Source organism: Streptomyces sp. NPDC050508, assembly GCF_040655155.1.
Classification (GTDB): Bacteria; Actinomycetota; Actinomycetes; order Streptomycetales; family Streptomycetaceae; genus Streptomyces.
In genome coordinates this window covers 204,840-231,121 of the sequence record NZ_JBFAJJ010000004.1, presented here as the reverse complement: position 1 = coordinate 231,121, position 26,282 = coordinate 204,840, and the positions used below count along the sequence as shown (strand labels likewise).

Annotated in this window: 24 protein-coding genes and 1 pseudogene; 4 read left to right on the top strand and 21 right to left on the bottom strand. The window is 71.2% G+C overall.

The window, feature by feature from the left end; genetic code table 11:
* Window position 1: 1 nt before the first annotated feature.
* The 5 genes from AB0I69_RS13465 to ribA are packed head-to-tail and all read right to left on the bottom strand — an operon-like array spanning window position 2 to window position 5,028.
* Window positions 2–1,150, bottom strand: coding sequence for a saccharopine dehydrogenase family protein (locus AB0I69_RS13465; RefSeq protein WP_363095763.1), 1,149 nt, complete (start codon window positions 1,148–1,150; stop codon window positions 2–4).
* Window positions 1,143–2,222, bottom strand: coding sequence for a saccharopine dehydrogenase (locus tag AB0I69_RS13460; RefSeq protein ID WP_363095762.1), 1,080 nt, complete (start codon window positions 2,220–2,222; stop codon window positions 1,143–1,145). The genes AB0I69_RS13465 and AB0I69_RS13460 overlap by 8 nt, the downstream gene beginning before the upstream one ends.
* The gene (locus AB0I69_RS13455; RefSeq protein WP_363095761.1) at window positions 2,219–3,364 is read right to left on the bottom strand and encodes an FAD-binding oxidoreductase; all 1,146 of its coding nucleotides are present in this window, start codon (window positions 3,362–3,364) and stop codon (window positions 2,219–2,221) included. Before AB0I69_RS13455 ends, AB0I69_RS13460 begins: the two co-directional genes overlap by 4 nt.
* Complete coding sequence (locus tag AB0I69_RS13450) at window positions 3,361–4,332, bottom strand: ornithine cyclodeaminase family protein (RefSeq protein WP_363095760.1); 972 nt, start codon at window positions 4,330–4,332, stop codon at window positions 3,361–3,363. Before AB0I69_RS13450 ends, AB0I69_RS13455 begins: the two co-directional genes overlap by 4 nt.
* Before the next feature lie 33 nt (window positions 4,333–4,365).
* Window positions 4,366–5,028, bottom strand: coding sequence for a GTP cyclohydrolase II (gene ribA, locus AB0I69_RS13445; protein WP_363095759.1), 663 nt, complete (start codon window positions 5,026–5,028; stop codon window positions 4,366–4,368).
* A 38-nt stretch (window positions 5,029–5,066) separates the two neighbouring features.
* On the opposite strand from ribA, the gene AB0I69_RS13440 reads away from it, so the two are divergent.
* The gene (locus AB0I69_RS13440) at window positions 5,067–5,828 is read left to right on the top strand and encodes a creatininase family protein (protein ID WP_363095758.1); all 762 of its coding nucleotides are present in this window, start codon (window positions 5,067–5,069) and stop codon (window positions 5,826–5,828) included.
* Window positions 5,829–5,980: 152 nt separating this feature from the next.
* On the opposite strand, the pseudogene AB0I69_RS13435 reads toward AB0I69_RS13440, so the two are convergent.
* The 5 genes and pseudogenes from AB0I69_RS13435 to AB0I69_RS13415 all read right to left on the bottom strand — a co-directional run.
* Window positions 5,981–7,039, bottom strand: a pseudogene (locus AB0I69_RS13435) (lysylphosphatidylglycerol synthase transmembrane domain-containing protein); the annotation flags it as partial.
* Between the two features lie 11 nt (window positions 7,040–7,050).
* On the bottom strand, window positions 7,051–8,007 hold the full coding sequence (locus AB0I69_RS13430) for a trans-aconitate methyltransferase (RefSeq protein WP_363096134.1): 957 nt from the start codon (window positions 8,005–8,007) through the stop codon (window positions 7,051–7,053).
* Window positions 8,008–8,165: 158 nt separating this feature from the next.
* Complete coding sequence (locus AB0I69_RS13425) at window positions 8,166–9,350, bottom strand: glycosyltransferase family 4 protein (protein ID WP_363095757.1); 1,185 nt, start codon at window positions 9,348–9,350, stop codon at window positions 8,166–8,168.
* A complete protein-coding gene (locus tag AB0I69_RS13420; protein ID WP_019059043.1) occupies window positions 9,347–9,745 on the bottom strand; it encodes a 6-carboxytetrahydropterin synthase in 399 nt (132 codons plus the stop codon). Before AB0I69_RS13420 ends, AB0I69_RS13425 begins: the two co-directional genes overlap by 4 nt.
* 151 nt (window positions 9,746–9,896) lie before the next feature.
* Window positions 9,897–10,877 carry a zinc-binding alcohol dehydrogenase gene (locus AB0I69_RS13415; protein WP_363095756.1) on the bottom strand — a complete coding sequence of 327 codons (981 nt, stop codon included), beginning with the start codon at window positions 10,875–10,877 and terminating at the stop codon, window positions 9,897–9,899.
* Window positions 10,878–10,982: 105 nt separating this feature from the next.
* On the opposite strand from AB0I69_RS13415, the gene AB0I69_RS13410 reads away from it, so the two are divergent.
* On the top strand, window positions 10,983–11,753 hold the full coding sequence (locus tag AB0I69_RS13410; RefSeq protein ID WP_363095755.1) for a CDP-alcohol phosphatidyltransferase family protein: 771 nt from the start codon (window positions 10,983–10,985) through the stop codon (window positions 11,751–11,753).
* Between the two features lie 64 nt (window positions 11,754–11,817).
* Here the strand turns inward: AB0I69_RS13410 and AB0I69_RS13405 are convergent, their stop codons facing one another.
* From AB0I69_RS13405 to AB0I69_RS13380, 6 genes are all read right to left on the bottom strand, one after another.
* Window positions 11,818–12,561 carry a YcnI family protein gene (locus tag AB0I69_RS13405; protein WP_363095754.1) on the bottom strand — a complete coding sequence of 248 codons (744 nt, stop codon included), beginning with the start codon at window positions 12,559–12,561 and terminating at the stop codon, window positions 11,818–11,820.
* A 39-nt stretch (window positions 12,562–12,600) separates the two neighbouring features.
* Window positions 12,601–13,206, bottom strand: coding sequence for a hypothetical protein (locus AB0I69_RS13400; RefSeq protein WP_363095753.1), 606 nt, complete (start codon window positions 13,204–13,206; stop codon window positions 12,601–12,603).
* A 213-nt stretch (window positions 13,207–13,419) separates the two neighbouring features.
* Entirely contained in the window at window positions 13,420–14,646 is a 1,227-nt protein-coding gene (locus AB0I69_RS13395) for an MFS transporter (protein ID WP_363095752.1), read from the bottom strand.
* Window positions 14,643–16,433, bottom strand: coding sequence for an ABC transporter permease subunit (locus AB0I69_RS13390; protein WP_363095751.1), 1,791 nt, complete (start codon window positions 16,431–16,433; stop codon window positions 14,643–14,645). Before AB0I69_RS13390 ends, AB0I69_RS13395 begins: the two co-directional genes overlap by 4 nt.
* Before the next feature lie 3 nt (window positions 16,434–16,436).
* A complete protein-coding gene (locus AB0I69_RS13385; RefSeq protein WP_363095750.1) occupies window positions 16,437–17,987 on the bottom strand; it encodes an ABC transporter substrate-binding protein in 1,551 nt (516 codons plus the stop codon).
* A 5-nt stretch (window positions 17,988–17,992) separates the two neighbouring features.
* A complete protein-coding gene (locus AB0I69_RS13380) occupies window positions 17,993–18,529 on the bottom strand; it encodes a GNAT family N-acetyltransferase (protein ID WP_363095749.1) in 537 nt (178 codons plus the stop codon).
* A 149-nt stretch (window positions 18,530–18,678) separates the two neighbouring features.
* Between AB0I69_RS13380 and AB0I69_RS13375 the strand changes: the two genes are divergently transcribed.
* On the top strand, window positions 18,679–19,647 hold the full coding sequence (locus AB0I69_RS13375; RefSeq protein WP_363095748.1) for an ATP-binding protein: 969 nt from the start codon (window positions 18,679–18,681) through the stop codon (window positions 19,645–19,647).
* A 49-nt stretch (window positions 19,648–19,696) separates the two neighbouring features.
* The gene (locus AB0I69_RS13370; RefSeq protein WP_363095747.1) at window positions 19,697–20,089 is read left to right on the top strand and encodes an SCO5389 family protein; all 393 of its coding nucleotides are present in this window, start codon (window positions 19,697–19,699) and stop codon (window positions 20,087–20,089) included.
* Here the strand turns inward: AB0I69_RS13370 and AB0I69_RS13365 are convergent.
* The 5 genes from AB0I69_RS13365 to AB0I69_RS13345 form a co-directional block, all read right to left on the bottom strand.
* Window positions 20,076–20,918 (bottom strand): alpha/beta hydrolase, encoded by an 843-nt coding sequence (locus AB0I69_RS13365; protein WP_363095746.1) that lies wholly within the window; start codon window positions 20,916–20,918, stop codon window positions 20,076–20,078. The genes AB0I69_RS13370 and AB0I69_RS13365 overlap by 14 nt on opposite strands.
* A gap of 96 nt (window positions 20,919–21,014) precedes the next feature.
* Window positions 21,015–22,889, bottom strand: a complete 1,875-nt coding sequence (locus tag AB0I69_RS13360; RefSeq protein ID WP_363095745.1) for a discoidin domain-containing protein — start codon at window positions 22,887–22,889, stop codon at window positions 21,015–21,017.
* 136 nt (window positions 22,890–23,025) lie between these two features.
* Complete coding sequence (locus AB0I69_RS13355) at window positions 23,026–24,384, bottom strand: GH1 family beta-glucosidase (protein ID WP_363095744.1); 1,359 nt, start codon at window positions 24,382–24,384, stop codon at window positions 23,026–23,028.
* Window positions 24,385–24,422: 38 nt separating this feature from the next.
* Window positions 24,423–25,292, bottom strand: a complete 870-nt coding sequence (locus AB0I69_RS13350) for a carbohydrate ABC transporter permease (protein ID WP_363095743.1) — start codon at window positions 25,290–25,292, stop codon at window positions 24,423–24,425.
* On the bottom strand, window positions 25,285–26,280 hold the full coding sequence (locus AB0I69_RS13345) for a sugar ABC transporter permease (RefSeq protein WP_363095742.1): 996 nt from the start codon (window positions 26,278–26,280) through the stop codon (window positions 25,285–25,287). The genes AB0I69_RS13350 and AB0I69_RS13345 overlap by 8 nt, the downstream gene beginning before the upstream one ends.
* Between the last annotated feature and the right edge of the window lie 2 nt (window positions 26,281–26,282).

Below are 26,282 nucleotides of genomic sequence, written 5' to 3'. Positions count from 1 at the left end.
GCTACTGATCAACTCGCAGTGTGAACTCCAGCCCCTCCCCCGCCAGTTCGCTCAGCCACTCCCGGGACCGTTCCAACGTCTCCGCCGCCCGGTTCAGGCCGGACGGCAGGTCGTCGGACAGGATGTGGCGGACGGCGAGGGAGAGCGGACGGGAGACACAGCGGGCCATCGCGCTCTCCTCCTCGTCACCGACCAGGTCGAGGAGGTAGCTGCCGGACCAGGTCTCGCCCGTGTCTCCCCGGACATCCAGGGACACCGCGAGGACGACACGGTCGTGGTCGGCGTCCGTGGTGGGGTAAGTCGCCGCCAACTCCCTTGCCAGCGCGGCGATCCGGGTGTCGTCGCCCGCCTTCAGTTCCTCGAACACCGCGTCCCAGGCCCGCAACCAGCCCTCAAGACGCAGCGTGCCCCGCACGAACGTCCGCGGCTTCCAGCCCGCCGGGAGCCCGTACTGCTCGATGAACGGCACGCTGTCCCGGTTCGGATAGACCTCGAAGGTCTCGCCGTCCACGACATGCGGCCGGGTCGCCTCCCAGGGCCGGCCGGCCGTGGTCTCCGCGCCGTCCTCCAGGTATCGCGCGGGCGAGCGCAGCGCGCCCAGCACTCCGGCCGGCGCCCAACTGAAGCGGTACCGGAAGTCGTTGGGTACCGCGGGGACACCGCCGCAGTACGAGGTGAAGCGGTAGGTGGCCGCAGCGCCGATCGCCTCCCGGGCGCGGGCGACGAGGCTGTGGGCGAAGAGGTGGTCGATGCCGGGGTCGAGACCGGCCTCGGTGAGGACGACGATCCCTGCCTTCTCGGCCGCCGGTACCTGTTCCAGGACGGCGTCCGAGACGTAGCTGGAGCAGGCGAAGTGTGCCTGCCGCCGTACGCAGACGGCCAGCAGCGCGGTGTGTTCGGGCGCGGGCAGCATGGACACCACGACGTCTCCGGGCGCCAGTTCGGCCGTGAGCGCGTCGAGGGTGAACGCATGTGGTTCGGCGCGTCCCGTCAGGCCCAGGTGGTCGAGGGCCTGTGCCGCACGCTCCTCGGTGCGGTGCCACAGTCGTACCCGCTCGGCGCTGTCGCAGAGCAGGGCGAGACCGCTGCCCGTGGACAGTCCGGCGCCGATCCAGTGGACGGTACCGCTCGCGCGCACCACGTCAGACATGGCCCAACTCCCCTTCCACGACGGCGACACCGGTGTCGATGCCGAGTTCACGGCACTTCGTGCGGAACAGGTCCTGGCAGCGCGCCCACGCCCCGCCCGTTCCGAAGTCCAGCAGCTGGGGCAGCAGCGCGGCCGAGAAGTCGGTGCTGGACTCCCTCGGCAGGAGGGACGGCAGGTTGTCGATCGCGATGAGGTCGAGCGGGGGCCGCTCGTGCAACTGCCGTACCGGGTCCGTCCATTCGGTCGTACGGTCGTAGACCGGCAGCACGTTGAGGGGTGAGCCCACGTCGCAGGTGACGTCGGAGACGGTGCGGAGCCGGCGGGTCGGGTCGTCGAGGTCCTCCTCGCGGAGGAAGGGCGGGACGGGGGTCGTAGCCAAAACGCAGTTGACCAGGACGTCGTGGGCCAACAGGGCCGGGCGGTCCAGGTTCTGGGTCTCCGGCAGGTCCCAACAGGTCGGTTCGACACCCGCCGCGGAGAAGGCCACGCGCGCTCCCCGGCCGCTGCGGCCGAGCGCGCCGATCACCAGTGCGCTGAACTCCGCGTCCCCGGCGGCGGGTTGGAGCGTCCTGTCCAGCTCCTCCTTCGAGGTGGGCGTCAGCGGCGCGACGAGGCGGCCCCGGTGCTGGAGCACGGCCAGCGCCGCGCCCAGGTAGCCCGCCCAGAAACCGAACGCGGCGAGTCGGCGTCCGTCGTCGTCCACCAGGTATTCCAGGTCGAGCAGCGCCCCTCCGCCGGCCGCGAATCGGCCCAGCAGGTCCGTCGCCCCTGGCTGGCCCTTGTAGGCGTGCCCGAAGAAGATGTGACGGTGCGTCAACTCGTACGGTTCGTCCGGGAGTTCCTTGAGGCCGAGGATCACCGCGTCCTTCGGCGCCGACACCCAGGAACCTGCGGGCGTCACCCGGGCGCCGACCGCCTCGTACTCCTCGATCGGGAAGATCCGTTGCGGGGACTCCTCGATCGTGAGGGTCACCCCGCTCTCGACGAGTCGGCGGGCGTCGGAGGGGACGACCGGGGTGCGGCGTTCGGTCGTTCGGGGCTCGTGGCGCAGCCACAGATGGAGCTCGGTCATACCAGGTTGACCTCCGGACGCGGGGCGTCGGCCGCGAACCGGCCGGCGCTCAGGGGGCTGACGTCCACGAAGGGTACGTGGCCGAGGTACAGGTCGCGGACGACCTCGCCGACGGCCGGTCCCTGGAGGAAACCGTGGCCGGAGAAGCCGGTCGCGTAGAGGAAGCGGGAGACCGAAGTGGCCTCGCCGATCAGGGCGTTGTGGTCCGGGGTGTTCTCGTACAGGCCCGCCCAGCCGCCGGTGCGCCGCAGGTCGAGGAGGTCGGGGGCGCGCAGTCGCATGGCCTCGGCGAGGCGGGGGATCCAGCGGTCGTGGGTGTCGGTGGCGAAGCCGGGACGCTCGTCGGGGTCGGACATGCCGACGAGGAGGCCGGGGCCCTCGGTGTGGAAGTAGAGGCTGGTGGTGAAGTCGATCGTCATGGGGAGGTTCGGCGGCAGTCCCGTCACCGGTTCCGTGACCGCGATCTGGCGGCGCAGCGGCTGTACGGGGAGGTCCACGCCCGCCATCGCGCCGATCGCCTTCGACCAGGCGCCCGCAGCGCAGATCACCGAGTGGGTGTCGATGCGGCCCAGGGTCGTCACCACCGCGGTGATGGTGTCGCCGTGTGTCTCGATGCCGGTGACGTCGGTGTGGCGCAGGATCGTCGCGCCGTGAGCGCGGGCGGCGGACGCGTAGCCATGGACTACCGCCTCGGGGGTGCAGTGGCCGTCGTCGGGCGAGTAGGCGGCGGCGAGCAGGCCTTCGGTGCTGATCAGCGGGGAGAGGCGGCGGGCTTCGGCGGGGTCGATCATGCGGCTGGGCACGTTGAGGGAGTTCTGTAGCCGAACGCCCGCCTCGAAGGACGCGACGTCCTCGGGTGTGGACAGCAGGAACAGATAGCCGACGCGATGTAACCCGATGTCGTACCCGGTGTCCTCCTCGAAGCGGGCGAAGGCCTTCAGACTGCGGGCGCCCAGCTGCACGTTGAGCCCGTCGGAGAACTGCGCCCGCACTCCGCCGGCCGCCTTGGAGGTGGAACCGGCGGCGAGTTCGTCCCGTTCGACCAGGATGACGTCTCGGACGCCCGCGCGGGCGAGATGGTAGGTGATGCTGGTACCGATGACCCCGCCGCCGATGACGACGACCTCAGCCTGACGCTTCACGGGCGCTCCTTCTTGGCCGCGTCGATGACGGCCCAGGCCGCTGCGGCGTCCTGGATGCCGAGTCCGACGCTGTTGTAGTGGACGATGTCGTCGGGTCGGGTGCGTGCGCCGCGGCGGCCGGTGAGTACGGCGCCGAGCGGGATCAGGTCGTCGTAGGTGAACAGGCCGTCGCGCAGGGCGTCGACGATCGGCCCGGCGTGCTCCGCGGCCGTCTCCGGGTCGTCGACCACTACGGCCGCCGATCGCCGTAGGACCTCCAAGTCGACCTCGCGGCGGGTGGGTTCGAACGAGCCGACGCTGACGACCGTGCAGCCGGGTGTGAGCCATGCGCCGTGCACCACGGGTGTGGTGCTGAGCGTGCAGGTCGCGATCACGGAGGCGCCGGTGACGGCTGCCTCCGCGGTGGCCATCGCCTCGACGGGGAAGGGCAGTTCGGCGGCCAGGGTGTCGGCGGCGCGAGCGCGGCGCTCGGGGGTCGGGCTCCACAGGCGTACGGACTTCAGGTCACGGACCCGGGCGATCGCGCGGACATGGGCGAGTGCCTGGGTGCCCGAGCCGAGGACGGCGAGGTGCGCGGCGTCGGGAGTGGCCAGGGCGTCGACGGCGACGGCGCTGCCCGCGGCCGTGCGCAGGGTCGTCACCGCCGTGCCGTCCATGACCGCTACCAGCTGTCCAGTGGACCGGTCCAGGGCGCTGATCACCGCGTGGACGGTGGGCAGTCCGGCGCGCGCGTTGGCGGGGTTGACGCTGCCGAACTTCGCCACCGCCCCGGTGTCCGCCGACAGCCGGGAGACATAGGCGAAGACGACACTGTCGTCGAAGCGGCTCGGGTGCATGATCTTGCCGGGCAGGTCGGCCTCGCCGGCACCGAGCGCGGTGAAGGCCGCGCGCTGCGAGGCGATGGCCGTATCGGCGTCGAGCAGGTGCCTGATCCGGTCGCCGGAGAGGAAGAGGACGTCGTCGGTCATTCCCTCTTCCTATCCGGACTCCGCTCACCGGAATCAGGACCAGTGCGCCACCGCGTCCAAATGGGGCAGGTGGTGGTCGAGGCGCTCCCGCTTCGTACGGAGATAGGTGATGTTGTTCTCGCACGGCGGGATCAACAGCGGTACCTCTTCGGAGACTTTGATGCCGTGTTCCAGCAACGCCTCGCGTTTGCGCGGGTTGTTGGAGAGCAGGCGGACCGAGCGGACGCCCAGGTCGTGCAGGATCTCGGCGGCGACGCCGTAGTCGCGGGCGTCGACCGGCAGGCCGAGGGCGAGGTTCGCCTCGACCGTGTCCAGGCCCTCGGCCTGCAGGGCCATCGCGCGCAGCTTGGCGAGCAGGCCTATGCCGCGGCCCTCGTGCCCTCTCAAGTAGACGACGATGCCCCGGCCTTCGGCGACCACGGCCCGCATCGCGGCGTCCAACTGGTCGCCGCACTCGCAGTGCTGGGAGCCGAAGGCGTCACCCGTCAGGCACTCCGAGTGCAGTCGGGTGAGTACGTCGTCCGTGCCGATGTCGCCGTAGACCAGGGCCACTTGCTCGTCACCGCGGTCGTGGTCCAGGTAGCCGACCGCCTGGAATTTGCCGTACACGGTGGGCAAGGGAGCATTCACGACGCGTTCCGCGCCCCTGGGCTGCGCGGACTTCTGCTTGCCGAGTACGCCAATGTTTTCTGTCATGATCTGGTTCCTAAGCAGAGACGAAAGGCCGTGAAACAATGAATGGTTCGGGCTCACGGACGGCGGCATACGGACTGGTGCCGGCGGACACCACGGAGGACGTACGGTCTAGGGGGGCAGGTGTCTCAGCACAGGTCGCCGTCCTTCCGGTCGGCAGTTTCGAGCAGCACGGCCCGTATCTTCCGCTGGCGACCGACACGTTGGTCGCCTGTGCCGTGGCCCGGGAGATCGCCGAGGCGTATCCGGTGCATCTCCTCCCGCCGGTGACGATGGCCTGCTCGCACGAGCACGCGGCCTGGCCGGGGACCGTCAGCATCTCTTCCGTGACCCTTCATGCGGTGGTGCGGGACATCGCGGACTCGCTCCGCCGCTCGGGGGTCGAGACCCTGGTGGTGGTCAACGGTCACGGCGGAAACTACGTACTGGGCAACGTCGTTCAGGAGTCCTCCGCCCGCGGTGAGCGGATGGCGCTGTTCCCTGCCGCGGAGGACTGGGAGACGGCGCTGGAGCGGGCCGGGGTGCTGACCTCGCTGCTCACCGATATGCATGCGGGGGAAATCGAGACCTCCATTCTTCTGCACGCTCATCCCGAATTGATCCGTCCCGGTTATGAGACCTCCGATTTCGTCGCCGACGACCGTCGCCATCTCCTGACGCTCGGTATGTCCGGCTATACCGAGTCGGGCGTCATCGGGCGCCCGTCCCTCGGCTCGGCGGAAAAGGGGAAGGCACTGCTGGCGAGCCTGGCGGATTCCTTCGGCGCGTATTTCTCGATGCTGACCGCGGAGACCGAGGCCTGAGCGGGTGCCGGGTCCGATGCGGCGGTGCCGGGCCCGGCGGTACGCAGACCCGTGTACCAGCGGGCGACCAGGACCAGCAGGCCGGGCGCGGCGGCGGCGAAGCTGAGGACGCCGTAGATCACGGAGACGGACAGTCCGCTGGTCGCGCCGAGGCCCGCGGCGCCGAACGCCCAGGCGGTGACGCCCTCACGGGGGCCCCAGCCGCCGACGTTCAGCGGCAGACCCATGGCGACGAGCGCGAGGATCGCGATCGGGAGCAGCTGGGCGACGGTGGCCGCGGAGCCGGCGGCGCGGGCGGCGACCACGAACATCGCGAGGTGGCCGGCGAGGATGACGAGCGAGGAGAAGGCGACGCCGGGCCAGTTGGCGCGGGAGAACAGTCCGGCGCGCACCTCGTCGAGGGTGGTGCGCAGCGCGCGACCGCGGCGGGTGACGGCGGGCGGACGGTTCATCCGTACGGCGGCCACGACCGCCAGCGCTCCGACGGCGGCGAGCAGGACGAGCGGGGCGACACTGCGGGCGTCGGCCATCACCGGGGAGTCCAGGCCCAGCAGGACCGTCACCCCTACGACGGCCAGCGCGATCTGGCCCGCGACGCGTTCCAGGACGACGGCCCGTACGGCGCGGCCCATGTCACCGGCGCTCTGTCCGTGCCGTACCGCGCGGTGCACGTCGCCGAGGATGCCGCCGGGCAGGGCCGCGTTCAGGAACAGGGCGCGGTAGTAGTCGGCGACGGCCGGGCCGAGCGGCAGCTTGATGCGCAGGCCGCGCGCCACCAGGGCCCAGCGCCAGGCGCTGAACACCGTCGTGACCACGCCGATGGCGAGCCCGATCAGCAGCGTCGGTACGTCGATGCGGCGCAGGCCGTCCAGGAAGACGCCGGTGCCCAGGCGCCAGAGCAGGACGCCGAGGATGGTGACGCCGGCGACCGTGCCGAAGTGGGTGCGTACCGCGCGGGAGTTCACCCGGTTCAGGATCGCGCTCAGGGCGCGGCGGGCGCCGGAGGCGCGGTCGGTGCCGGGGCGCGGTGCGGAGACGATCACCCCGATGCGGTCGCCGGAGACGGCCGAACTGTGCAGCGGCGGGGTGTGCTTGGGACGGCGTACCTCTTCCACCGCGGTCTCGGTACGGACTGCGAGGGCGACCGGTGTGGACCGGTCCACGCGCACCCTGCGTGTCCTGGTGCTCGGCCTCGGTGCGACCGTGCGCATCGTCTCGACGCTCATGACGTGCCCCCTGTCGGGCGGGCCAGCGCCAGCAGGTCGCTGTGGTGGACCAGCACACTCAACTCGCCTGCCGCGCAAGCCACGAGGCGCCGTTCCAGATACTGGCCGGCGCGTTCCTTCAGCTCGGGACGTTCCTCGACGGCCGCGCCGACCCAGCCCCGCAGCCACTCGGCCGTCAGCGCGGACTCGTCGGCGCCGAGGCGCCAGGCGCTCGGGTGGACGCGGACCGTCGCGCCGCGCGCGGCGAAGGCCTCGCAGGTGACGGTGACCGCGTCCGGGCCGAGGAGGCCGTCGCGCCGCTGGTGGGCGTTGAACGCGTCGGCGATCTCCTCGTCCATCGGGTCGGCCGGGGTGAGTTCGACCCGGCCCGCCACCGACAGGGTGAGCAGCGCCGGGCAGCCGGCGCCGACACAGGCGGCGACGAGGGCGTCGACCTCCTCGCGGGTGAGGACGTCCAGGAGTGCCGAGGCCGTCACCAGCGAGGCGCCGACCAGCGCGTCCGGGGTCAGCCGGGCCACGTCGCCACGCCGGGTCTCGACCGTGACGCGGCTGCCGTCGGCGGCTGCGCGCGGTGAGGCGACGGCGGCGAAGTGGAGGAGGTAGGGGTCGCGGTCGTGCAGGATCCAGTGCTGGGCGCCGTCGAGGCGGGGGGCGAGCCAGCGTCCCATCGAGCCGGTGCCGCAGCCCAGGTCGTGGATGACGACTCCGGACCGGCCGGGCAGGTTGGCGAGCCGGATGCGCAGCGGGTCGAGCAGTTCGGGGGATCGCGCGCCGGCGTCGGCGCCCTCCCGCAGCTCCAGCCACTCGGGCGCGTAGCGCGGCGGATCGTCGGGGCCGACGTCCCGCAGTCGTACGGTCGCCCGCTCCCCGGGGCGGGTCGCGGGCCCGGCGCCGGGGATCACGGAACCGGGCCCCGTCTGCTCGCCCGCGTCCGCTTGGACCGTTCCCGCCATGATGTCCTCCGGCCCCGGCTGTCCAGCCGTCAGGTCCTTCGCGTCGGGCTGTACCGGGGCGACCAGCATGCCCAGCGGTACGCCCCTGGGCCCCGGCTGCGCCGGGATCCGTCCGGCCTGGCCGCTCTGTCCCGCGGCCCGTGTGGACTGCGTGTCCCTCATGCCGCCCTCCGGGGTTCGCTGGGGAGCCGGGTGAGTACGCCGGCCAGGCTGCGGGCCGTGGTGGCCCAGCCGTCGAGGGCCGCGCGCCGGCCGCGCGCCGCTGCCTTCAGCCGACGGCGTACGTCGGCCTCGCCGAACCAGCCGCGCAGTTCGACGGCGAGCGCGGCGGGGTCCTCCGGCGGGACGAGGATGCCGGGCACCCCTCCGTCGGGGGCACGACCGACCGCCTCGGGCAGCCCGCCGACGTCCGTGGCCAGCACGGGGATGCCGCGCGCGAGGGCCTCGGTGACGGCCATGCCGTACGTCTCGGCGTACGACATGAGGACCATGAGGTCGGCGGAGGCGTAGCTGGCGTCGAGTTCGGCGCCGGCCTGCGGGCCCGCGAGGTGCAGCCGGTCCTGGAGGCCGTACTGCTTGATGAGGCCGCGCAGGTGGTCGACGTACTCCGGGTCGTGGCCGAGGCCGCCGACGCAGACGCAGGTCCAGGGCAGGTCGGCCGCGGCGGCCAGGGACTCGACCAGCCGGTGCTGTCCCTTGCGCGGGGTGACCGCGGCGACGCACAGCAGGCGGGAGACGCCGTCGGTGCCGGAGGCGAGGGGGGCGATGTCGGCGCCGGGGGTGGCGACATGGACACGCTCGGGGGCCAGGCCGTGGTGGGAGACGAGGCGGCGGACCGCCCACTCGCTGGTGCCGATGACGGCCGACACCGCGCGCAGGACCGTACGCTCCTTGGCGTCCAGCTCCGCGGCGACGGCGGCTTCGAGGCCGGTCTCGTCGCCGAGCGGGAGGTGGACGAGGACGGCCAGGCTCAGCCGGTCGGCCTCCGGGACGATGATCTCGGGGACCCCGCAGGCCACGATCCCGTCGAGGAGTACGGCGGCGCCGTCCGGCAACTCGCTCAGCGTACGGGCGAGTTCGGCACGGGCGGCCGCCTGGGGCCGGGGCCACTCGCCGTCCACGGCGTGCTTGAGCACCTGCCAGCCGAAGCCCGGCAGGTCCAGGCTGACGCGCCGGTCGTAGGCGTTGCCGCCGCTCGGTGCGGCCGGGTCGTCGACGCCGCCCGGCATCACGAAGTGCACGGTGCGCAGGGACATGGGGATGATCTCGGCATTCCGGGAGGCCGCGCGCTGTGCGGGCAGGAATCCCAGCGAGGGGGCGCGGTCGATGGTCACGTCGTTCACAGGGCACGCTCGTAGCTCGCCCAGGCGACGTGCGACTCGTGCAGGGTGACCTGGAGGCCGGTGAGGCCGCGGGCGCCCTCGCCGAGCGCGCCCTTCTCGATGCGCTCGGCGAGCCGGTCGGCGATGACCTTCGCGAGGAACTCCGTCGAGGTGTTGACCCCGGCGAAGTCGGGCTCGTTGTCGAGGTTTCTGTAGTTCAACTCGCTCACGACGGCGCCCAGTTCCTGGGTGGCCAGTCCGATGTCGACGACGATGTTGTCGTCGTCCAGCTGCTCGCGCCGGAAGGTGGCGTCCACCAGGAACGTGGCTCCGTGCAGCCGCTGTGCGGGCCCGAACACTTCGCCGTGGAAGCTGTGGGCGATCATGATGTGATCGCGAACGGTGATGCTGAACAACGGACGACCCTCCAGGTGCGGCGCGTCTGGTCCCGCGGCTGATCCCTGCCGGGGGATGCCGTGTAGTACGGCTCCACGCCTCCCCCTGTTCAGCCCTCTCTCACTCTTTTCTCAGGTCAGACGGTCTTGCTCGTTCCGGATTGAACAGTTCTCAACCGATGTCGGCGTAACGGACCCGGTGACACAGCGCCGGGATCTCCCCCGAGGCGAGTCTGGGCAGCAGCTCCGGCAGCTCCTCGAAGTCGCTCTCCCCGGTGACGAGCGCGTCCAGTGCCGGGTCGGCCAGCAGATCGAGGGCCAGGGCGAGCCGGTCGGCGTAGCTCCGATTCGCGCGGGCCGGGGAGACGGTGCCGACCTGGCTGCTGCGGATGACCAGGCGGCGGGAGTGGAAGGCCTCGCCGAGCGGGAGGCTGACCTTCCGGTCGCCGTACCAGCTCAGTTCGAGGACCGTGCCCTCGGCGCTGAGGAGTTCCAGGGCGCGGGTGAGGCCCTGTTCGGTGGCGCTGGCGTGGACGACGAGGTCGCAGTCGCCGAGCGCGTCCGCCGGCAGCGCGAAGCCGACGCCGAGCGCCTCGGCGGTCTTGGCGCGTGCGGGATCGGCGTCCACCAACTGGACCCGCACGCCCGGGAAACGGGCCAGCAGCGCGGCCACCGAGCAGCCGACCATCCCTCCCCCGACCACGGCGATCCGGTCGCCGACCAGCGGCGCCGCGTCCCACAGCGCGTTGACGGCGGTCTCCACGGTCCCGGCGAGAACGGCCCGCCCGGCGGGCACGGAGTCCGGCACGGGTGTGACGGCGCTGGCGGGGACGACGTAGCGCGTCTGATGCGGATAGAGGCAGAAGACGGTACGGCCGAGCAGCGCGTCCGGGCCCTCCTCCACGACCCCGACGTTGAGGTAGCCGTACTTGACCGGACCTGGGAAGTCGCCCTCCTGGAAGGGGGCCCGCATGGTCGCGTGCTGGTTCTCGGGGACGCCCCCGCGGAAGACCAGGGTCTCGGTGCCGCGGCTGACGCCGGACCACAGGGAGCGGACCACCACCTCGTCCTCGGCGGGGTCGGGCAGGACGACGTCTCGTATCTCGCCGTGACCGGGTGGACCGATCCAAAACGCCCTCGCGGTGCGCTTCATCGGAATCCTCCTGAACGATCGGGAAGCTGTTCACGTACGGGTAACCACAGGCCGCGCACAGTACGCGGCGTTGATCGACTCTGTCATACGGCCGGAGGGTGTGCGGTGGCCCTGAACAACACATACGAAGCAAGGCTGGTCCAGCAGGAGACCGCTGTGGGAGCGGGCGTTCAGATCCTGTTGCTGGCGTTGCTCGGCACGGCGATCGGGATGGGGCCGGCCGGCTGGCTGACCGGCCTGGCATTCGCGATCGCCACCTGGGCCGTGCTCTCGAAGGCCCTGCACCGGACCCGGACCCGTTCCTTCGGCCCGGCCAACCGGGTCACTCTCGGCCGGGCCATCCTGGTCGGCGGGGTGACCGCGCTGGTCGCGGACTCCTTCGAGAGCTCGCCGCCGGTCACGCTGCTGGTCGGACTGACGGCGGTGGCCCTGATCCTGGACGGCGTCGACGGCAAGGTCGCCCGGCGCACGGGTACGTCCACCGCGCTGGGCGCGCGCTTCGACATGGAGGTCGACGCGTTCCTGATCCTGGTGCTCAGCGTGTACGTCTCGACGCAGATGGGCCCGTGGGTCCTGCTGATCGGCGGCATGCGCTACGCGTTCGTCGCCGCGGCCCGCGTCTGGCTGTGGCTCAACGCCCCGCTGCCGCCGAGCACCGCCCGCAAGACGGTCGCCGCCACCCAGGGCATCCTCCTGCTGCTGGCCGGCGCGAACCTGCTGCCGCACACCGCCAACATCGGCGTGGTGGCCCTCGCGCTGGGCACGCTGGTGTGGTCGTTCGGCCGGGACGTCGTGTGGCTGTGGCGCACCTCTCGCACCTCCCGCGTCGAGGAGGTTCCGGTGGAGGAGAAGCTGCTGGAACTGGTCTCGCAGTAGGGACGGTTGCGCCGAAGGGCCCGGATCACTGGTGATCCGGGCCCTTCGGCGTACCTCTTGGGTGCTACGACCGCGGGGTCCGGCTCCGTACGACCGCGAAGGCGCCCGCCGCGAGGCCGAGCACGCCAACGATCAGCCCGGCGATGCCGAGCCCGCGGGCGGTCGAGTCGCTGCTGGACGAGGAGGCGGAGGTGGAGCTGGACTTCGTGGAGGTGGCCGCCGCCGTGGTCGAGGCGGCCGGGGTCCCGTCGCCCTCCTCGCTCCCCTTCGCGGCGAGCTTGAGGACGGGCGCCGGGTTCTCCGGCTCGTCGCCGCCGGCTGCGGCCTCCTCGATCCAGCGCACGACATCGCCGTCCGAGTAGGTCTGGAGCGTCTTGAACGCCAACTGGTCGGTGTCGTCGGGCAGTTGACCGAAGGCGACGTTGAAGTCCTCGTACTGTCCGGCCGCGATCTTCCCGCCGGTCCAGGTGATCTCCGAGACGGCGTCGGTGATGGTGCCGTCGTCGGTCTTGACCGGCTTCGTGAGCTTGCTGGTGGTGACCTTCGCGGTCCAGCCGTTCTGCGGGGTGACCAGCACGCCGAGGACGGGGTGGTCGGTGGGCAGATAGACCTGGACCTTGGTGGTGCTGGCCTTGTTCTCCTCGTTGGGGACGCGGAAGGTCAGCACGCCGTCCGTGGCTCCCTTGGCGTAGCTCTCGGGGTGGACGGTGACGTGCGCGGAGGCGACCCCGGCGGCGGCCAGGACTCCGGCGGTGGCGAGCGCGGCGACGGTGCCTGCGCGGCGCAGGGTGGTGCGGTATGCGGACATGGTGAGGCGATCTCCGTACGGGAAAAGGAAGTTGGGGTGTCAGACCGGGTACGGGATCGGAGTCGGTGGTCCCCTACGGCTCACCGCGTGCCGCAGGAGGAGTTGGCGCAGGGGTGCCGCGTCGGCGGCAGCACGTCCGGGCCGGCCGATGGCTCGGCCGGCCGACGGCACGGGGGCGTCCCGCCACCAGGCCACGAGCCCCGGCACGAAGGCGACGGCCCAGCGCAGCAGCGACCACAGCGCGGCCTCGCCGCGCCGCAGCCACCAGGCCGCGACGAGCGCGGCGACGACGTGAGCGGCCACCGCGTGCGGGGTCATCGCCTGCGTCTGGCGCATGGGCGCCATGGCGTGCCCCGACATGTGCGCCATACCGGCCATCGCCATGCCGGTACGGGGCCGTGCTACGTCGAAGCCGAGGTGGAGCCCGGCCTGGGTGGCGAGCATGGCGGCACCGATACCGGGCATGGACCGTTCCCGCCCGCCGAGCAGCCACCCCATGCCGAACACGACGAGGAATCCGGCACCGTCCGCCCACCACGGCGGCGTCGCGCCGGTGGCGAGCCCGTGCCCGGCGGCAGCCAGCAGCACACACACCGCGGCGAACACCGCGGCGCGCAGGCTCCGTACCGCCGGGGATGCGCTCATGGTGACGGATCCTCCCACGGGCCGCTGCCGCCGTAGCCGTCGATGGCGGTTTAGGGGGCAGCTCATATCTGGTTCATGGCTTGGTACGGCGGGGGCGGGTGGGGTGTTCAGTTCGGGTGGGGGGACTCGTGCGGGCATGCATTGATTTACCGGGATACGGCGCTGCGGGACCGGTCCAAGCGCGGGGGCCGTGGGACGCGGGGGCCTTGCGGCTCATCTCCGGCGCAGTTGGCGTGGCCGGCGCGGCAACAATCCGATCGCCGCGACCGGTACGGCGGCCAGCACCAGCCACGGCACGGCCGCGGGCAACCCCGTGTCGAGGAGGGTGCCGGTGCCCGCGCTGCCGAGGAGGACGATCAGCCCCGAGACGGAGGACAGCACGCCGGTGTAGAGGCCGAGGCGTCCGGATTCGGCGAGGTCGGGGACCCAAGCGCGGGCGACGGGGGCGATGAGCATCTGGCCGAGGGTGAGCAGGACGACGAAGCCGGTCGCGGGCAACAGCCCGGCGGTACCGGCCAGTTCGGCGGGCTGGGCCATGGCGACGACCACGAAACCTACGGCGATCAGCGAGAGCCCCGCAGCCATGGACCGGCGCGGCTCGAACCGCTTCCCCGCCCACCGAGTGACGGGCAACTGCGCCGTCACCACCAGCAGCGAGGACAGCGCGAACAGCCAGGCAAGCGGCGCCTGCGAGCCCGCCGCACGCTCCACCTCCTCGGGGAGGGCCAGATAGAGCTGGTTGTACGCGAGGAGATAGGCGCCGTAAGCACAACACAGCGCCAGGAAGGGCTTGTTGCGCACGACGGTCCGCATGCCGCCCTTCTGGGTGATCTGCGCCCGCTCGGGGATGTGCTGCGGCAGCAGCCACGCATGGCCCGCGAGGACGAGTACGAAGATCCCGGCCCCGGCGAGACACGTCACCCGAAAATCTACGGCGAGCAGCAACGAACCGAGCAACGGCCCTGCAAACGCCCCGACTTGACCCGCGACGGTGAACAGCGCGAGCACCCGGGTGCGGGACCCACCGCCCGTCTCCTCCCACTCGACCGCCTGCCGCGCCACCTCCGACTCCACGGCCGGTGAGAACAGCGCGGCGGCGAACCCGATGAGCAGTACGGCCCCCACCACCGCCCAGGTCTCTTCGGCGTAGCCGAGCCAGCCGAACCCGGCGATCCGCAGCACGCACCCCGCGAGCACCACGGGCCGTACGCCGTACCGGTCGGCGAGGGCCCCGCCGACCACGAACAGCCCCTGCTGACTGAAGGTCCGCAGTCCCAGCACAAGGCCAACCAGCCAGCCCGCCATGCCCATCGCATCCGCCAGGTGCTCGGCGAGGAACGGCAGCACGGCGAAGAAGCCGATGTTGAAGGCGAGTTGGGTGAGGATCAGCAGCTTGAGGAGAGGCGAGAGGGAGACACGCACAAGGGCCACGGAGGTCATCGGGCGGCCAACTCCCTTTGTCCGGTGGCTCGCACGCCTCCGGCCGCTGTCACCGCCAGTGCGCCGAGCAGGACGAGTACGGCGGCGGGGGCGAGGACGGCCCAGGGGGCGCGTTCGGCGTAGGGCTGGTTCTCGGCGAGGAGGAGGCCCCACTCAGGGGAGGGCGGCTGCGCGCCGAGGCCGAGGAAGCCGAGCGAGGCGAGGGCGAGGGCGATGCCGGGTAGGCGGAGCAGGGCGTGGCGGGTGACGGGTGGCAGGACGGCGGGCAGCAGTTCGTGGCGCAGGATGTGCCAACGGCTCGCGCCCAGGCCCCGGGTGGCGGTCACGTGCAGGGTGGCGCGCTCGTGGCGCAGCAGCGCGGAGGTGTGCGCGGCGAGCGGCGTCCAGGCGAGGGCGGTCACCGCGAGGGCGGGGGTGGCGGTTCCGTTGCCCGCGACGGCGGTGATCAGGAGGGCGGCGAGAACGGGCGGTACGGCGTTCACCGTGTCGACCAGCGGCCCGGACAGCCGAGGCAGCAGCCCGAGCAGAACGCCGGCGGCGAGCGCGACCGCGCTGATCGCGAGGGCGAGCAACAGGGTGTCGACGGCGCCGTGGGCGACCCGCGCGAGGAGGTCCCGGCCGAGCGCGTCGGTGCCGAACGGGTGGGTCCAGGAAGGGTGTTGGAGACGCAGGCCGGTGTTCAGGGCGAGGGGGTCGCGGGGCAGGCCGAGCGCGACGACGCCGAGGAGGACGGCGCCGTAGACAAGAGGCAGTGTCCGTCGGGCAGTTGAGGTGGTGGGTCCGTGGAGGGAGGGGAGGGCGTCGGCGTGCAGTGCGGGGCCGACGAGGAGGCGTGCCGCGAGGCGGGTGAGTCCGGCGGCGACGGCGGCGAGCAGGAGGAGGGCGAGGGTGCCGGCCTGGAGGACGGGCAGGTCCTGGGCCAGGGCGGCCTGGAGGGTGGTGCGGCCGAGGCCGGGGATGTCGTAGATCTGCTCGACGGCGACGGCCCCGCCGGTCAACCCGACCACGAACAAGCCCATGTTGGGCAACAGCCCCGGCAGACAACGGCGTACGGCCTGGCGGGCGATGCGCCGGCCGGACAGTCCGCGCGCGGCGGCGGCCCGCGCCCACGGCTCGGCGAACGCACCGGGCAACAGGTCGTCGAGCAGCCGCCCCATCACGGCCCCTGCGGGCAGCCCGAGCGCGAGCGCGGGCAACACCGTCCACCGTGGCCCGTACCACCCGAGCGCCGGCAACCAGCCGAGCTGCACACCGACGACGGAGGCGAGCACGGACGCGGTGAGGAACTCGGGCAGCGCGGCGAGAACGGCGGAGCCGGTGCCGCCGGATCGCCGTGCGAGCAACTCCCCCACCACGCCAAGGAGTCCGGACTCGTCGCCGCCCGACCGCTCCATCGCGCGCCCGCCCTGCCACAGCGTGCGGGCACACACCAGGCCAGTGGTCACGACGGCCACCGCGAGCGCCGCGCCCATCAACAGCAGGGACGCGCCCAGGGCTTGGAGCACTCCGGGCATGACCTCGGCGCCGGAGATCCACGACCGCCCGGCGTCGCCGCGTGGCAGACCGCCGAGCCACTGGCCGAGCAGTCTCAACGGTCCGTTGTCCAGAGCGAGTTGGGAACGGACGGCAGCGAGCACCTCGGGGTCCGGGTCGCGTTCCGCCGACCGTGCCTTCAGTACGGTGAGCGCCGGGTCTGTGTGCGAGAGCCAGGGCAGCAGGCCCACGGCGCAGACGAGGGCGGTCGCGAGGAACGCGCGCCACAGGAGTGTGGCCGTGCGGTGCGGCATGGTTCAGCGCCGGGTTCCGGTGCCGACGAGGGTGCGCTCGAACGGGTCGAGGAGCACGCCCTCGACGGCGGTGTCGACGCCGGTGACGACCCGCTGGTGGACCAGCGGCACGACCGCGTCGGTGCCGAGGATCTCGGCCTCGGCCGCCATCGCCGCACTCTGGCGTGCGGAGGTGTCGGCGGTGTCCTCGGCCTTCGCCACGGCCCGGTCGACAGCCTTGTCGCAGAGCAGTGCGAGGTTGTAGCCGCCGTCGCAGGTGTAGTCGCTCGCGAGCACGGCCACCGGATCGCCGGTGTCCACCAGGGTGTTGCGGGCGGCGACGAAGGCGTCGAACTTCCCGGCCAGGGCGTCGCTCTCGATCCGCGAGTACTCGCGTACCTCCAACTCGACCTTGAATCCGGCCTTTTCCAGTTGCTGCTTCAACACCTGGGCCACTTCGGGGAGTTCGGGCCGGTTGTCGTATGTCGCGAGGGTGATGGTCCGCCCGCCGGGCGCCGCGGCCTTCACCCGCCCGACCGGCTGCTGGTGCTTGCCCGCGGCCCAGGTGACAGCGGGGCCGTAGATGCCTGTACCCGCATCGGCGTGGCCTTCGTAGACGCCCTTGGCGAGTGCGGAGGTGACGACGGCCTCGCGGGCGGCGGCCCGGAGCTTCGGATCCTTGAACGGGCCGGTCCTGGTGTTGAGTTGGAGGCCCGTGGTGCGGGTGGTGGCGGTCTCGCGGCGGGTGGCCGGAGTGAGGGTGGCGGCCTGGGCGACGGGTATCGCCTCGGCGATGTCTACCTGCCCGGTGCGCAGGGCGTTGGTGCGGGCGGTGCCGTCGGCGATGAACCGTGCGTCGATTCCCGAGGCCTGGGCGCGGCCGCCCCAGTAGTCGTCGAAGCGGTCGAGCGTGGCCGCCGTGGAGCCGGTGACCTTCGTCAGTTCGAAGGGACCGGTGGCGGTGCCGACCGGGTCGACGCGACCCTTCTCGTCGTAGGCCTTCGGGGAGAGGACGGCGAGGGCGGGTCCGGCCAGCCTCAACGGCAGTACGGGATCAGGGGAGTTGGTGGTGATGCGGACACGGCCTGCGCCCGCGGCTTCGGCGGTGAGGGTGACACCGGAGAGCGCGGCGGGGGCGGGCTTCGCCCCGGTGGAACGGTCCAGGGCGGCGGCCACGCGGGCCGGGGTGACGTCGGTGCCGTCCTGGAAGGTGGCCTCGCGCAGGGTGAACAGCCAACTGCGGTCGCTCTCCCGCTGCCAGGAACGGGCCAACGCGGGGGCAGCGGCTCCGTTGGCGTCCAGCGAGGTCAGGCCTTCGGTGACGCCGAGACGACTGAGGATCGTGGCGTCGGCGCCGTAGGGAGAGAGGTTCTCGGCGGGCGGGAACGCGAGGGCGACCCGCAGCCGGGAGCCGGACTTCACACCCCCGGTGGCCTCCCCCGCCCCCTCGCCGGTGGAGGCGAAACAGCCGGTGAGCAGTGGCGTGAGCGTGAGGGCGAGGAGAAGCGGGGACCGTCGGACCGGTCCAATCCGCGTGCGCGTACGGCCACGTGTCCTTGTTCGTCGGAATCGCATCGCGTCTATCGCTCCATCGCCAGTTCGAAGTGCACGATCCTCTGCCCGCCGCCCGGGTCGTCGCGCTCGTCGTGCACGACCTTCCCGAGCGACCGCCAGAAGGCCTCGGCGCCGGGCACGGCGGGATCGGTGTGCAGATATACGGCGCGGTAGCCGCCGTCGGTCGCGGCGAACGTGAGGAGTTCGGCGACGAGGTGCCGGGCGAGGCCGCGGCGGCGGTGCGCGGGGCGGACGTAGACGCGGCGCAGTTGCGCGGTCTCGCCGGAGGGGTAGCGCTCGGCGAGGTCACGCGGGTTCGGCGGGTGGACCGGGCCGCGGGAGTCGAGGGCGGCGGTGGCCACGACGGTGTCGTCGGCGGGGTCGAGCGCCACGAGGAGGGTGTGGCGGGCCGGGGCGAGGTAGGCGGCGGCCGGGGCGATGATGTCGCCGTGCCAGCGGGGTACGTAGCCAGTGGCGAAGTCGCGGTAGACGGTGTCGAGCATCACGGCACGCGCACCGTCGATATCGTCCGGGCCTGCCGCCCTGATGCAGTAGTCAAGCACTTGCACATCATATGCATTAAGACTCCGGTCCTTGATCGCTCCCGGCGACCACCCCAACGGCCGCTCTCGATTTGACAGCCCTGCGGCCGACCCCTAAAACCTAGCGACATGACATTCATTTTCAAAACTGCGAAAGCGGCGGACCGGTAGTGCGGGTCGCGTTCGTCGGCAAAGGAGGCAGTGGCAAGACCACGCTGTCGGCCCTTTTCGCCCGCCATTTGGACCGTTCCGGCGCCCCGGTGCTCGCCATCGACGGCGACATCAACCAGCACCTGGCCGAGGCGCTGTCCCCCGACACGTCCCCCGCCACCGAACCGGTCACCGCCCCTCCCCTGGCCGCCCACCTGACCGAGCTCAAGGACTTCCTGCGGGGCACCAACCCCCGCATCGCCTCCGCCGAGTCCATGATCAAGACCACACCGCCGGGGCGCGGCTCACGCCTGCTGCACCTGCTCGGCGACGACGAGGTGCACGCCCGGCACGTGGTCCGGGCGGGTGACGTACCGCTGATGGCGACGGGCGAGTTCGCGGAGAGCGACCTCGGGGTGGCCTGCTACCACTCCAAACTCGGCGCGGTGGAGCTGTACTTGAACCATCTGCTCGACGGCCCCGACGAATACGTCGTCGTCGACATGACGGCCGGCGCCGACGCCTTCGCCTCCGGCCTTTTCACCCGCTTCGACCTGACGTTCCTGGTGGCCGAACCCACCCGCAAGGGCGTCTCCGTCTACCGCCAGTACCGGGACCACGCACGGGAGTTCGGGATCCGCCTCGCCGTGATCGGCAACAAGGTCACCGGAGAGGACGACCTGCTCTTCCTCAAGGAGGAGGTGGGGGACGACCTCCTCACCCACCTGGTCCACTCACCCTGGGTACGCGCGGCCGAACAGGGCCACGCACAGGGCGACTTGAACGCCTTGGAGTCGCACAACCGCCACGCCCTGAACATCCTCCGCGAGGCGATCGACGCCCGCCCCAGAGACTGGCCGACCCTGCACCGCCACGCCGTCGAGTTCCACCTGCGCAACGCGCGGGCGTGGGCGGACCGAGCGATGGGCCTGGACCTGGCCACCCAGGTGGACCCGGACTACGTACCGGGCCCACCGGCACTTGCCTGACGCCAGCCCGCTCCCCCATCCCCAACTACCAGACAGGACACCCTTCTTCATGTCTCTCGACGTCTCCCCGAAGCTCCTCGCCGAAGCCGAGCACGGCACCATCCGCGAGGCGGACTTCGTGGACACGGTCCGCACGTCCCTGCCGTACGCCTACGACCTCATCGCCGGCCTCGCGACCGAACTGCGCGACGGCACAGCCGAGTTCACCGACAACCAGACCCCGCCCCCGTCCGAGCAGGAACGCGGCCAGTTGCTGCGGGCGTTGGCCAGCGACGCGATCCGGGGCAGCCTGGAGCGCCACTTCGGGGTGGCACTGGCTTTCCAGAACTGCCATCGGGTGGCGGCGTTCCGGCCGGGGGCGCTGGGCGGGGAGACGTATGCGCGGTTCACGTCGGTGCGGGCCCAAGTACTCAACCAGTCACCGGAGTTCAGGGACTGCTGACCGGCAGGACCAGCGCGGCGAACCGCTCGGCGTCGTCCAGCCACGGCGTGTGTCCGGCGCCCGGCTGGGTCACGAACTCGGCGTTCGGGAACAGTTCCGCGTACCGGGCGATCACGTGCGGCGGAGCGGAGATGTCGAACTCCCCGGCGAGAACGCGCACCGGGGAGGCGAAACCGGCCAGCGCCGTGCGGGTGTCTGCGGGGCTGAAGGCACCTTCGGCGGCGTAGACGGCCGCGGCCTCCGCGTTCTTCTCCTTCGCGTCGGCCTCCTCGAAGGCACGGGCCGTCTCGTCCCAACGGGCGTGCCCGAAGGGCGAGATGGCCTCCCACGAGTCGGGCGTGGCCCGGCCCGCGGTGATCTCCTCCAAAGCGGCGAACGCGGGTCCGAACCACGGTTCGGACCCGCGCAGCCGCGCCACCTGGAGCCGGTCCTCGGCCGAGATCCGGATGCCGACCGCGTAGACGCTGGGGGTGACCAGGATCAGCCGGGCCACACGGTCCGGGTGGCGGGCCGCGTACAGCGCGGCCAAATTCGCACCGGCCGAGTGCGCGAGCAGGTCGAACCGGTCGAGGCCCAGGTGCTCGCGCAATGCCTCGACGTCGGCCACGAGACGGTCGCAGCGGTACGACGCCGGGTCCCGTGGCACCTCCGACGCGCCCGTGCCTCGTAGGTCCAACCGGATCAGACGGCGGTGAGCGGTCAGGCCGCCGAGGGTGCCGAGGTAGGCCGAGTCGCGCATCGGTCCGCCGGGGAGGCAGACCAGGGGCGGGCCGTCGCCCGAGGCGTGATACGCGAGGCGGGTTCCGTCGGGTGCGGTGAAGGTCGGCATGGGCGTGAGCGTGTCAGGGGGCAGTGCGTGCGGCAACCGGATTGTCGGCCGGTGGAACGGGCCGGTCCGGTTCCGCGCTCCGGACCGGCCCAGCTGTCACTTCTTCTGTTCGACCCGCACCCAGTCCACCTCCGCCTGCACTCCCCCGGCCGCGACCTTGTCCACGCTCGACTGCGGCAGGCCCCAGTACGGTGTGGTGACCTGGTTCCAGCCGGCCGGATACGCGCCGCCCAGCGCGAGGTTGAGGATGACGTACTGGTTGTGGTCGAAGACCCATTGGCCGAGGGTCGATTCGAGTTTGTTGCGGGTGGTCTCCTGGACGAGGTTGTCGTCGACGTAGAAGCGCGTCGCGGTCGGGGTCCATTCGACCGCGTACGTGTGCCACTGGTCGGCTGTGCCGCCGTTCGGGTACGTCTGGCGGGCGCCGATGTTGCCGTCCGCCGAGTAGCCGGGGCCGTGGAGTGACGTGCTCGTCCAGTTCGGGTAGCCGATGTTCTCCATGATGTCGGTCTCGCCGGAGGCCGGCCAGGAGACCGACGGGTCGTCGACGTTGCTGCCGAGCAGCCAGAAGGCGGGCCAGAATCCGTCGCCGACCGGCAGCTTCATACGGGCGCTGACCTTGCCGTAGCTGAAGTCGAACCTGGTGTGGGTGTCGATGCGGCCGGACGTGAAGTCGTAGGTGCCGCCGCCCGCTTGGGTGCAGCCCTTGCAGTACTTCGCCGCGAGGATCAACTCGCCGTTCTGGGTACGGACGTTGTCCGTCGAGTCGACGTACGCCTGGGACTCGCCGTTGACCGAGCCCATTTCCGTGCCCGTCCGCACGACCCGCCACTTGGAACGGTCCAAGGCCGCCGACGTGAAGTCGTCGAAGAACGTCGTCTGGTACGTGCCCGACTGGTCGCCGGGAAGTGCGGGGTAGGCCGCCGCCGCGCTGCCGCCGGTGCCCCAGACCTGGAACTCGTAGAGGGAGTAGCCGAATTGTGCCGTGTAGGGGGCCGGGTTGTAGAAGGAGCGGCGTTCCTTGCCGAGCATGCGGACATAGCGGCCGGTGACCGGTTGGGGCAGGGTGACCGTGTCGTGGCGACCCGTCGCGTCGGCCGGTGCCTGGATGTTCGCTCGGCGGGCGGCGATGTCGGCGGCCGACGGTTCGTAGACCGTGCGCCAGGTGGAGTTGTCGTCGGAGACCTGGAGCAAGTAGTCGACGGCGTACGCCGATTCCCAGTAGAAGTCGACCGTGTCGATCGTCGAGGTCGCGCCCAGGTCGACCGAGACCCAGCGGTCGGCGTTCCAGTCGCTGGACCAACGGGTCGCGTCGTCCTTGAGGTTGGCGGGCCAGCCGCCGTCGGTGACGTAGGCCGGTGAATTGCCGTTGTGCTGGTAGTAGTTGGAGTACGCCGGGTGGTTCAGGGCGAGGTTGGTGCGGGTCGTGGACGCGGCGGCCGGTTCACCGCCGTAGACCTTGAAGGAGTAGAGCGAGTAGCCGTAGGGCGTGGCACGTTCCAAGCCGCGCAGGCGGACGTAGCGGCCCGTCACCTCCTGGGGGTACGTGCTCGTGGTGACCGAACCGCCGGTGCCCGCCGTCTCCGTGTAGAACGGCGTCCAGTCGGTGCCGTTCTTCGAGACCTCCAGGACGTATCTCTTGCCGTAGGCCGCCTCCCAGTCGAGGGTGACGCGGTCGATGCGGAGGGTCGTGCCGAGGTCGAGGCGGATCCAGGCGTCGTCGGCGAAGTTGCTGGACCAGCGGGTCGCGCCGTCGCCGTCGAAGGCGAGGCCGGGGGTGGTGCCGCCGTTCTCGCTGCCGGAGGCGGTGACGGCGGCCGGGTTCGCGGCGTAGGCCGCCGCCGCGCGGTCGGTGTCCCAGGTCGCGACGGCCGCCGCCTGCGGGGCGGGGGCCGCGAGGGCGGGGCCCGTGGACAGCAGGGCCGCGGTGGTGAGCGTGGCGAGGGCGGTGAGGAGTGTGCGGGATGGCATGCGGGTCTCCTTGAAGGAGGTGGTGAAGGGGGCGATGGAGCAACCGATCTTGTTGTCGTGCGCATGACATAAATGGGGATGGTGGTGCCCCGGTGGGCGCAGGCTCCCCCGCCCGCACCCACCGGAGCGGTCTCGGTCAGGCCGCGCGCCTGGCCCGGCTGCGGTGGTCGCGGATGATGTCCGCGTACCGACGACCGGAGCCCTTGATCGTGCGGACCTGGGTCTCGTAGTCCACGTGGACCAGTCCAAAACGCTTGTCGTAGCCGTACGCCCACTCGAAGTTGTCGAGCAGCGACCAGGCGAAGTAGCCGGCCAGCGGGGCGCCCTTGCGGGCGGCCGAGGCGCAGGCGGCGAGGTGCTGGTCCAGGTAGTCCTGGCGTTCCGGGTCGTCGACGGTGCCGTCGGGGCGTACGACGTCGGGGAACGAGGAGCCGTTCTCGGTGACGTAGATCCTTCGAGGGTCGTACTCCTCAGTGAGGCGGAGCAGCAGGGTCTCGATGCCGGACGCGTCGATCTCCCAGTCCATGCCGGTGCGCGGGACGCCGAGGCGGCGGACGGCGCGGGTGTAGGGGGCGGGGCCGCTGGGGGCGTCGGCGACGGTCGCCGGGAAGTAGTAGTTCAGGCCGAGCCAGTCGAGCGGGGCGCCGATGGTCGCCAAGTCGCCCGGCTGTTCGGGGAGTTCGACGCCGTAGGTCTCGACCATGTCGGCCGGGAAACCGCGGCCGTGGACCGGGTCGAGCCACCAGCGGTTGACGTGGCCGTCCTGTCGGCGGGCCGCCTGGACGTCCTCGTCGCGGTCGGTGGCGGGGTACACCGTGGAGAGGTTGTTGACGATGCCGACCTGGGCGCCGGGGGCGGCGGCGCGGATCGCCTGGGCGGCGAGGCCGTGGCCCAGCAGCAGGTGGTACGAGGCGCGGACGGCGGCGGTTAGATCGGTCCAACCGGGTGCCATCTTGCCTTCGAGGTGGCCGATCCAGGCCGAGCAGGAGGGCTCGTTGAGGGTCGTCCAGTGGGTGACGCGGTCGCCGAGGCGTTCGGCCATGACCGAGGCGTACGCGGCGAAGTGCTCGGCGGTCGCGCGTTCGGGCCAGCCGCCGCGGTCCTGGAGCGCCTGGGGCAGGTCCCAGTGGTAGAGGGTGACGGAAGGGGTGATGCCCGCCTCCAGGAGTCCGTCCACCAACTCGTCGTAGAAGGCCAGGCCCTTGGGGTTGGTCGGGCCGTCGCCGCCGGGGATCACGCGGGGCCAGGCGATCGACAACCTGTAGGCGTTGGCGCCGAGTTGGCGCATCAGGCCGATGTCCTCGCGCCAGCGGTGGTAGTGGTCGCAGGCGACGTCGCCGTTGTCGTTGTTCGCGATCTTTCCGGGAGTGTGCGAGAAGGTGTCCCAGATCGACGGCGCGCGTCCGTCCTCGGCGACGGCTCCCTCGATCTGGTACGCCGCGGTGGCCGTGCCCCACAGGAAGTCGTGCGGGAGTGCGGCGAAGTCGATGGTCACTGAAGTCCCTTTACGGTCAGCGGAGTTGGTCGGGTCGGTCACTTGACGGCGCCCGCCGTCAGCCCGGCGACGAGATAGCGCTGCAGCAGCAGGAAGCCGGCGACCACGGGCACGCTGACGACCAGCGAGGCGGCCATGATCTGGTTCCAGTACACGTCGTTGAGCGTGGAGTAGCCCTGGAGTCCGACGGCGAGCGTGCGGGTCGAGTCGTTGGTCATGACGGAGGCGAAGAGGACTTCTCCCCACGCGGTCATGAAGGCGTAGACGGCGACCGCGACGATGCCGGGGATCGCGGCCGGTACGACGACGCGCAGCAGTGCGCCGAGCGGTCCGCAGCCGTCGACCAGTGCCGCTTCGTCCAAGTCCCTTGGCACGGAGTCGAAGTAGCCGATCAGCATCCAGATGGAGAACGGGAGCGAGAAGGTGAGGTACGTCAGGATCAGGCCGCCCCGTGAGCCGAACAGGGCGATGCCCGTGGCGTTGCCGATGTTGACGTAGAGGAGGAACAGCGGGAGGAGGAACAGGATGCCGGGGAACATCTGCGTCGACAGGACGGTGACCGTGAAGACGCGCTTGCCGCGGAACTCGTAGCGGCTGACGGAGTACGCGGCGAAGACCGCGATCACCACCGAGCAGAGGGTCGCGGCGACGGACACGATCAGCGAGTTCATGAAGTACTTCGCGAGCGGGACCGTCGACCAGATGTCGATGTACGGGCGGATCGTGAGACCGCTCGGCAGCCAGCGGAACTTGCCCGTGACGTCCGAGAGCGGTTTCAGGGAGCTGGAGAGCATGACGTACACCGGCACCAGGACGAAGCCGGTGAGCAGGGTGAGGAAGATCCGCCGCGACCAGATGAAGGAGCGGGGCGGGGCCATCGGCGACCTGGAGAGAGAGGAACTAGACATCGGCCGACCTCCGTCCACGTGAGGTGAGTACCAGGTACACGGCGGTGACGACGAGCAGGAACAGGAGCAGCAGGACCGACATCGCGGAGCCGGTGCCGAAGTTCCAGGTGACGAACGAGGCTTGGTAGATGTGCACCGAGATGAGGTCGGCGGCCTCGGGGGCGGACCGGCCGAACAGGACGTACGGCGTGTTGAAGTCGTTGAACGTCCACAGGAACAGGACGAGGACCAGTACTTGGTTGACCGGGCGCAGTGACGGCAGGGTGATGCGGCGGATCTGCTGCAACATGCCCGCGCCGTCGATCGACGCCGCCTCGTACAGCTCCTTGGGGATGTTCTGCAGGCCGGCCATGACGATGAGGAAGGCGAACGGCCAGCCCTTCCACACGTGCACGATGAGCAGCGCGTAGAAGCTGTTGTCGCCGATCAGCCAGAACGACGGCTTGCTGGTGATGTGCAGCTGGTCGTGCAGGACGTGGTTCACCAGGCCGTTGTCGTGCTGGAACATGAACACCCAGGTGATGACGGCCGCGTAGACCGGCAGCGCGTACGGGATCAGAAAGAGCGCTCTCAAGACGCCGCGGCCGCGGAAGTTCTCCTGCATGTAGATCGCGGTGACCGTGCCGATCAGCCAGCAGAAGGCGACCGACAGCAGGGTGAAGCCGACGGTGACGAAGAAGGAGTGAAGCAGCGCCTTGCCGACGGGGGCGCTGAAGTCCACCGACACCTTGTAGTTGCCGAAACCGGTCCAAGGCGCGGTGCCCCAGTCGCGGATGTAGAACTGGGTGAGCTCCTTGAAGCTCATGACGATGCCGATGACCATCGGCACCAGGTGGACCAGGAGTTCGAGGATCAGGGCGGGCAGGAGCAGCAGATACGGCAGTCCGATGCGGCGGATCCGGTCGGTACGGCGGCGGCGCGGGCCGGGGGCCGCCGTGTCGGAAGAGTCCTTCCGCTCGGCGGCCTCCGGGGTGACAGTGCTCGTCACAG

Bases quoted from the DNA above. Each gene is read 5' to 3' on its own strand.
- AB0I69_RS13465 (WP_363095763.1), bottom strand. From the start codon at position 1,150: ATGTCTGACGTGGTGCGCGCGAGCGGTACCGTCCACTGGATCGGCGCC.
- AB0I69_RS13460 (WP_363095762.1), bottom strand. From the start codon at position 2,222: ATGACCGAGCTCCATCTGTGGCTGCGCCACGAGCCCCGAACGACCGAA.
- AB0I69_RS13450 (WP_363095760.1), bottom strand. From the start codon at position 4,332: ATGACCGACGACGTCCTCTTCCTCTCCGGCGACCGGATCAGGCACCTG.
- ribA (WP_363095759.1), bottom strand. From the start codon at position 5,028: ATGACAGAAAACATTGGCGTACTCGGCAAGCAGAAGTCCGCGCAGCCC.
- AB0I69_RS13440 (WP_363095758.1), top strand. From the start codon at position 5,067: ATGAATGGTTCGGGCTCACGGACGGCGGCATACGGACTGGTGCCGGCG.
- AB0I69_RS13430 (WP_363096134.1), bottom strand. From the start codon at position 8,007: ATGGCGGGAACGGTCCAAGCGGACGCGGGCGAGCAGACGGGGCCCGGT.
- AB0I69_RS13415 (WP_363095756.1), bottom strand. From the start codon at position 10,877: ATGAAGCGCACCGCGAGGGCGTTTTGGATCGGTCCACCCGGTCACGGC.
- AB0I69_RS13405 (WP_363095754.1), bottom strand. From the start codon at position 12,561: ATGTCCGCATACCGCACCACCCTGCGCCGCGCAGGCACCGTCGCCGCG.
- AB0I69_RS13400 (WP_363095753.1), bottom strand. From the start codon at position 13,206: ATGAGCGCATCCCCGGCGGTACGGAGCCTGCGCGCCGCGGTGTTCGCC.
- AB0I69_RS13395 (WP_363095752.1), bottom strand. From the start codon at position 14,646: ATGACCTCCGTGGCCCTTGTGCGTGTCTCCCTCTCGCCTCTCCTCAAG.
- AB0I69_RS13390 (WP_363095751.1), bottom strand. From the start codon at position 16,433: ATGCCGCACCGCACGGCCACACTCCTGTGGCGCGCGTTCCTCGCGACC.
- AB0I69_RS13385 (WP_363095750.1), bottom strand. From the start codon at position 17,987: ATGCGATTCCGACGAACAAGGACACGTGGCCGTACGCGCACGCGGATT.
- AB0I69_RS13370 (WP_363095747.1), top strand. From the start codon at position 19,697: ATGTCTCTCGACGTCTCCCCGAAGCTCCTCGCCGAAGCCGAGCACGGC.
- AB0I69_RS13365 (WP_363095746.1), bottom strand. From the start codon at position 20,918: ATGCCGACCTTCACCGCACCCGACGGAACCCGCCTCGCGTATCACGCC.
- AB0I69_RS13360 (WP_363095745.1), bottom strand. From the start codon at position 22,889: ATGCCATCCCGCACACTCCTCACCGCCCTCGCCACGCTCACCACCGCG.
- AB0I69_RS13350 (WP_363095743.1), bottom strand. From the start codon at position 25,292: ATGTCTAGTTCCTCTCTCTCCAGGTCGCCGATGGCCCCGCCCCGCTCC.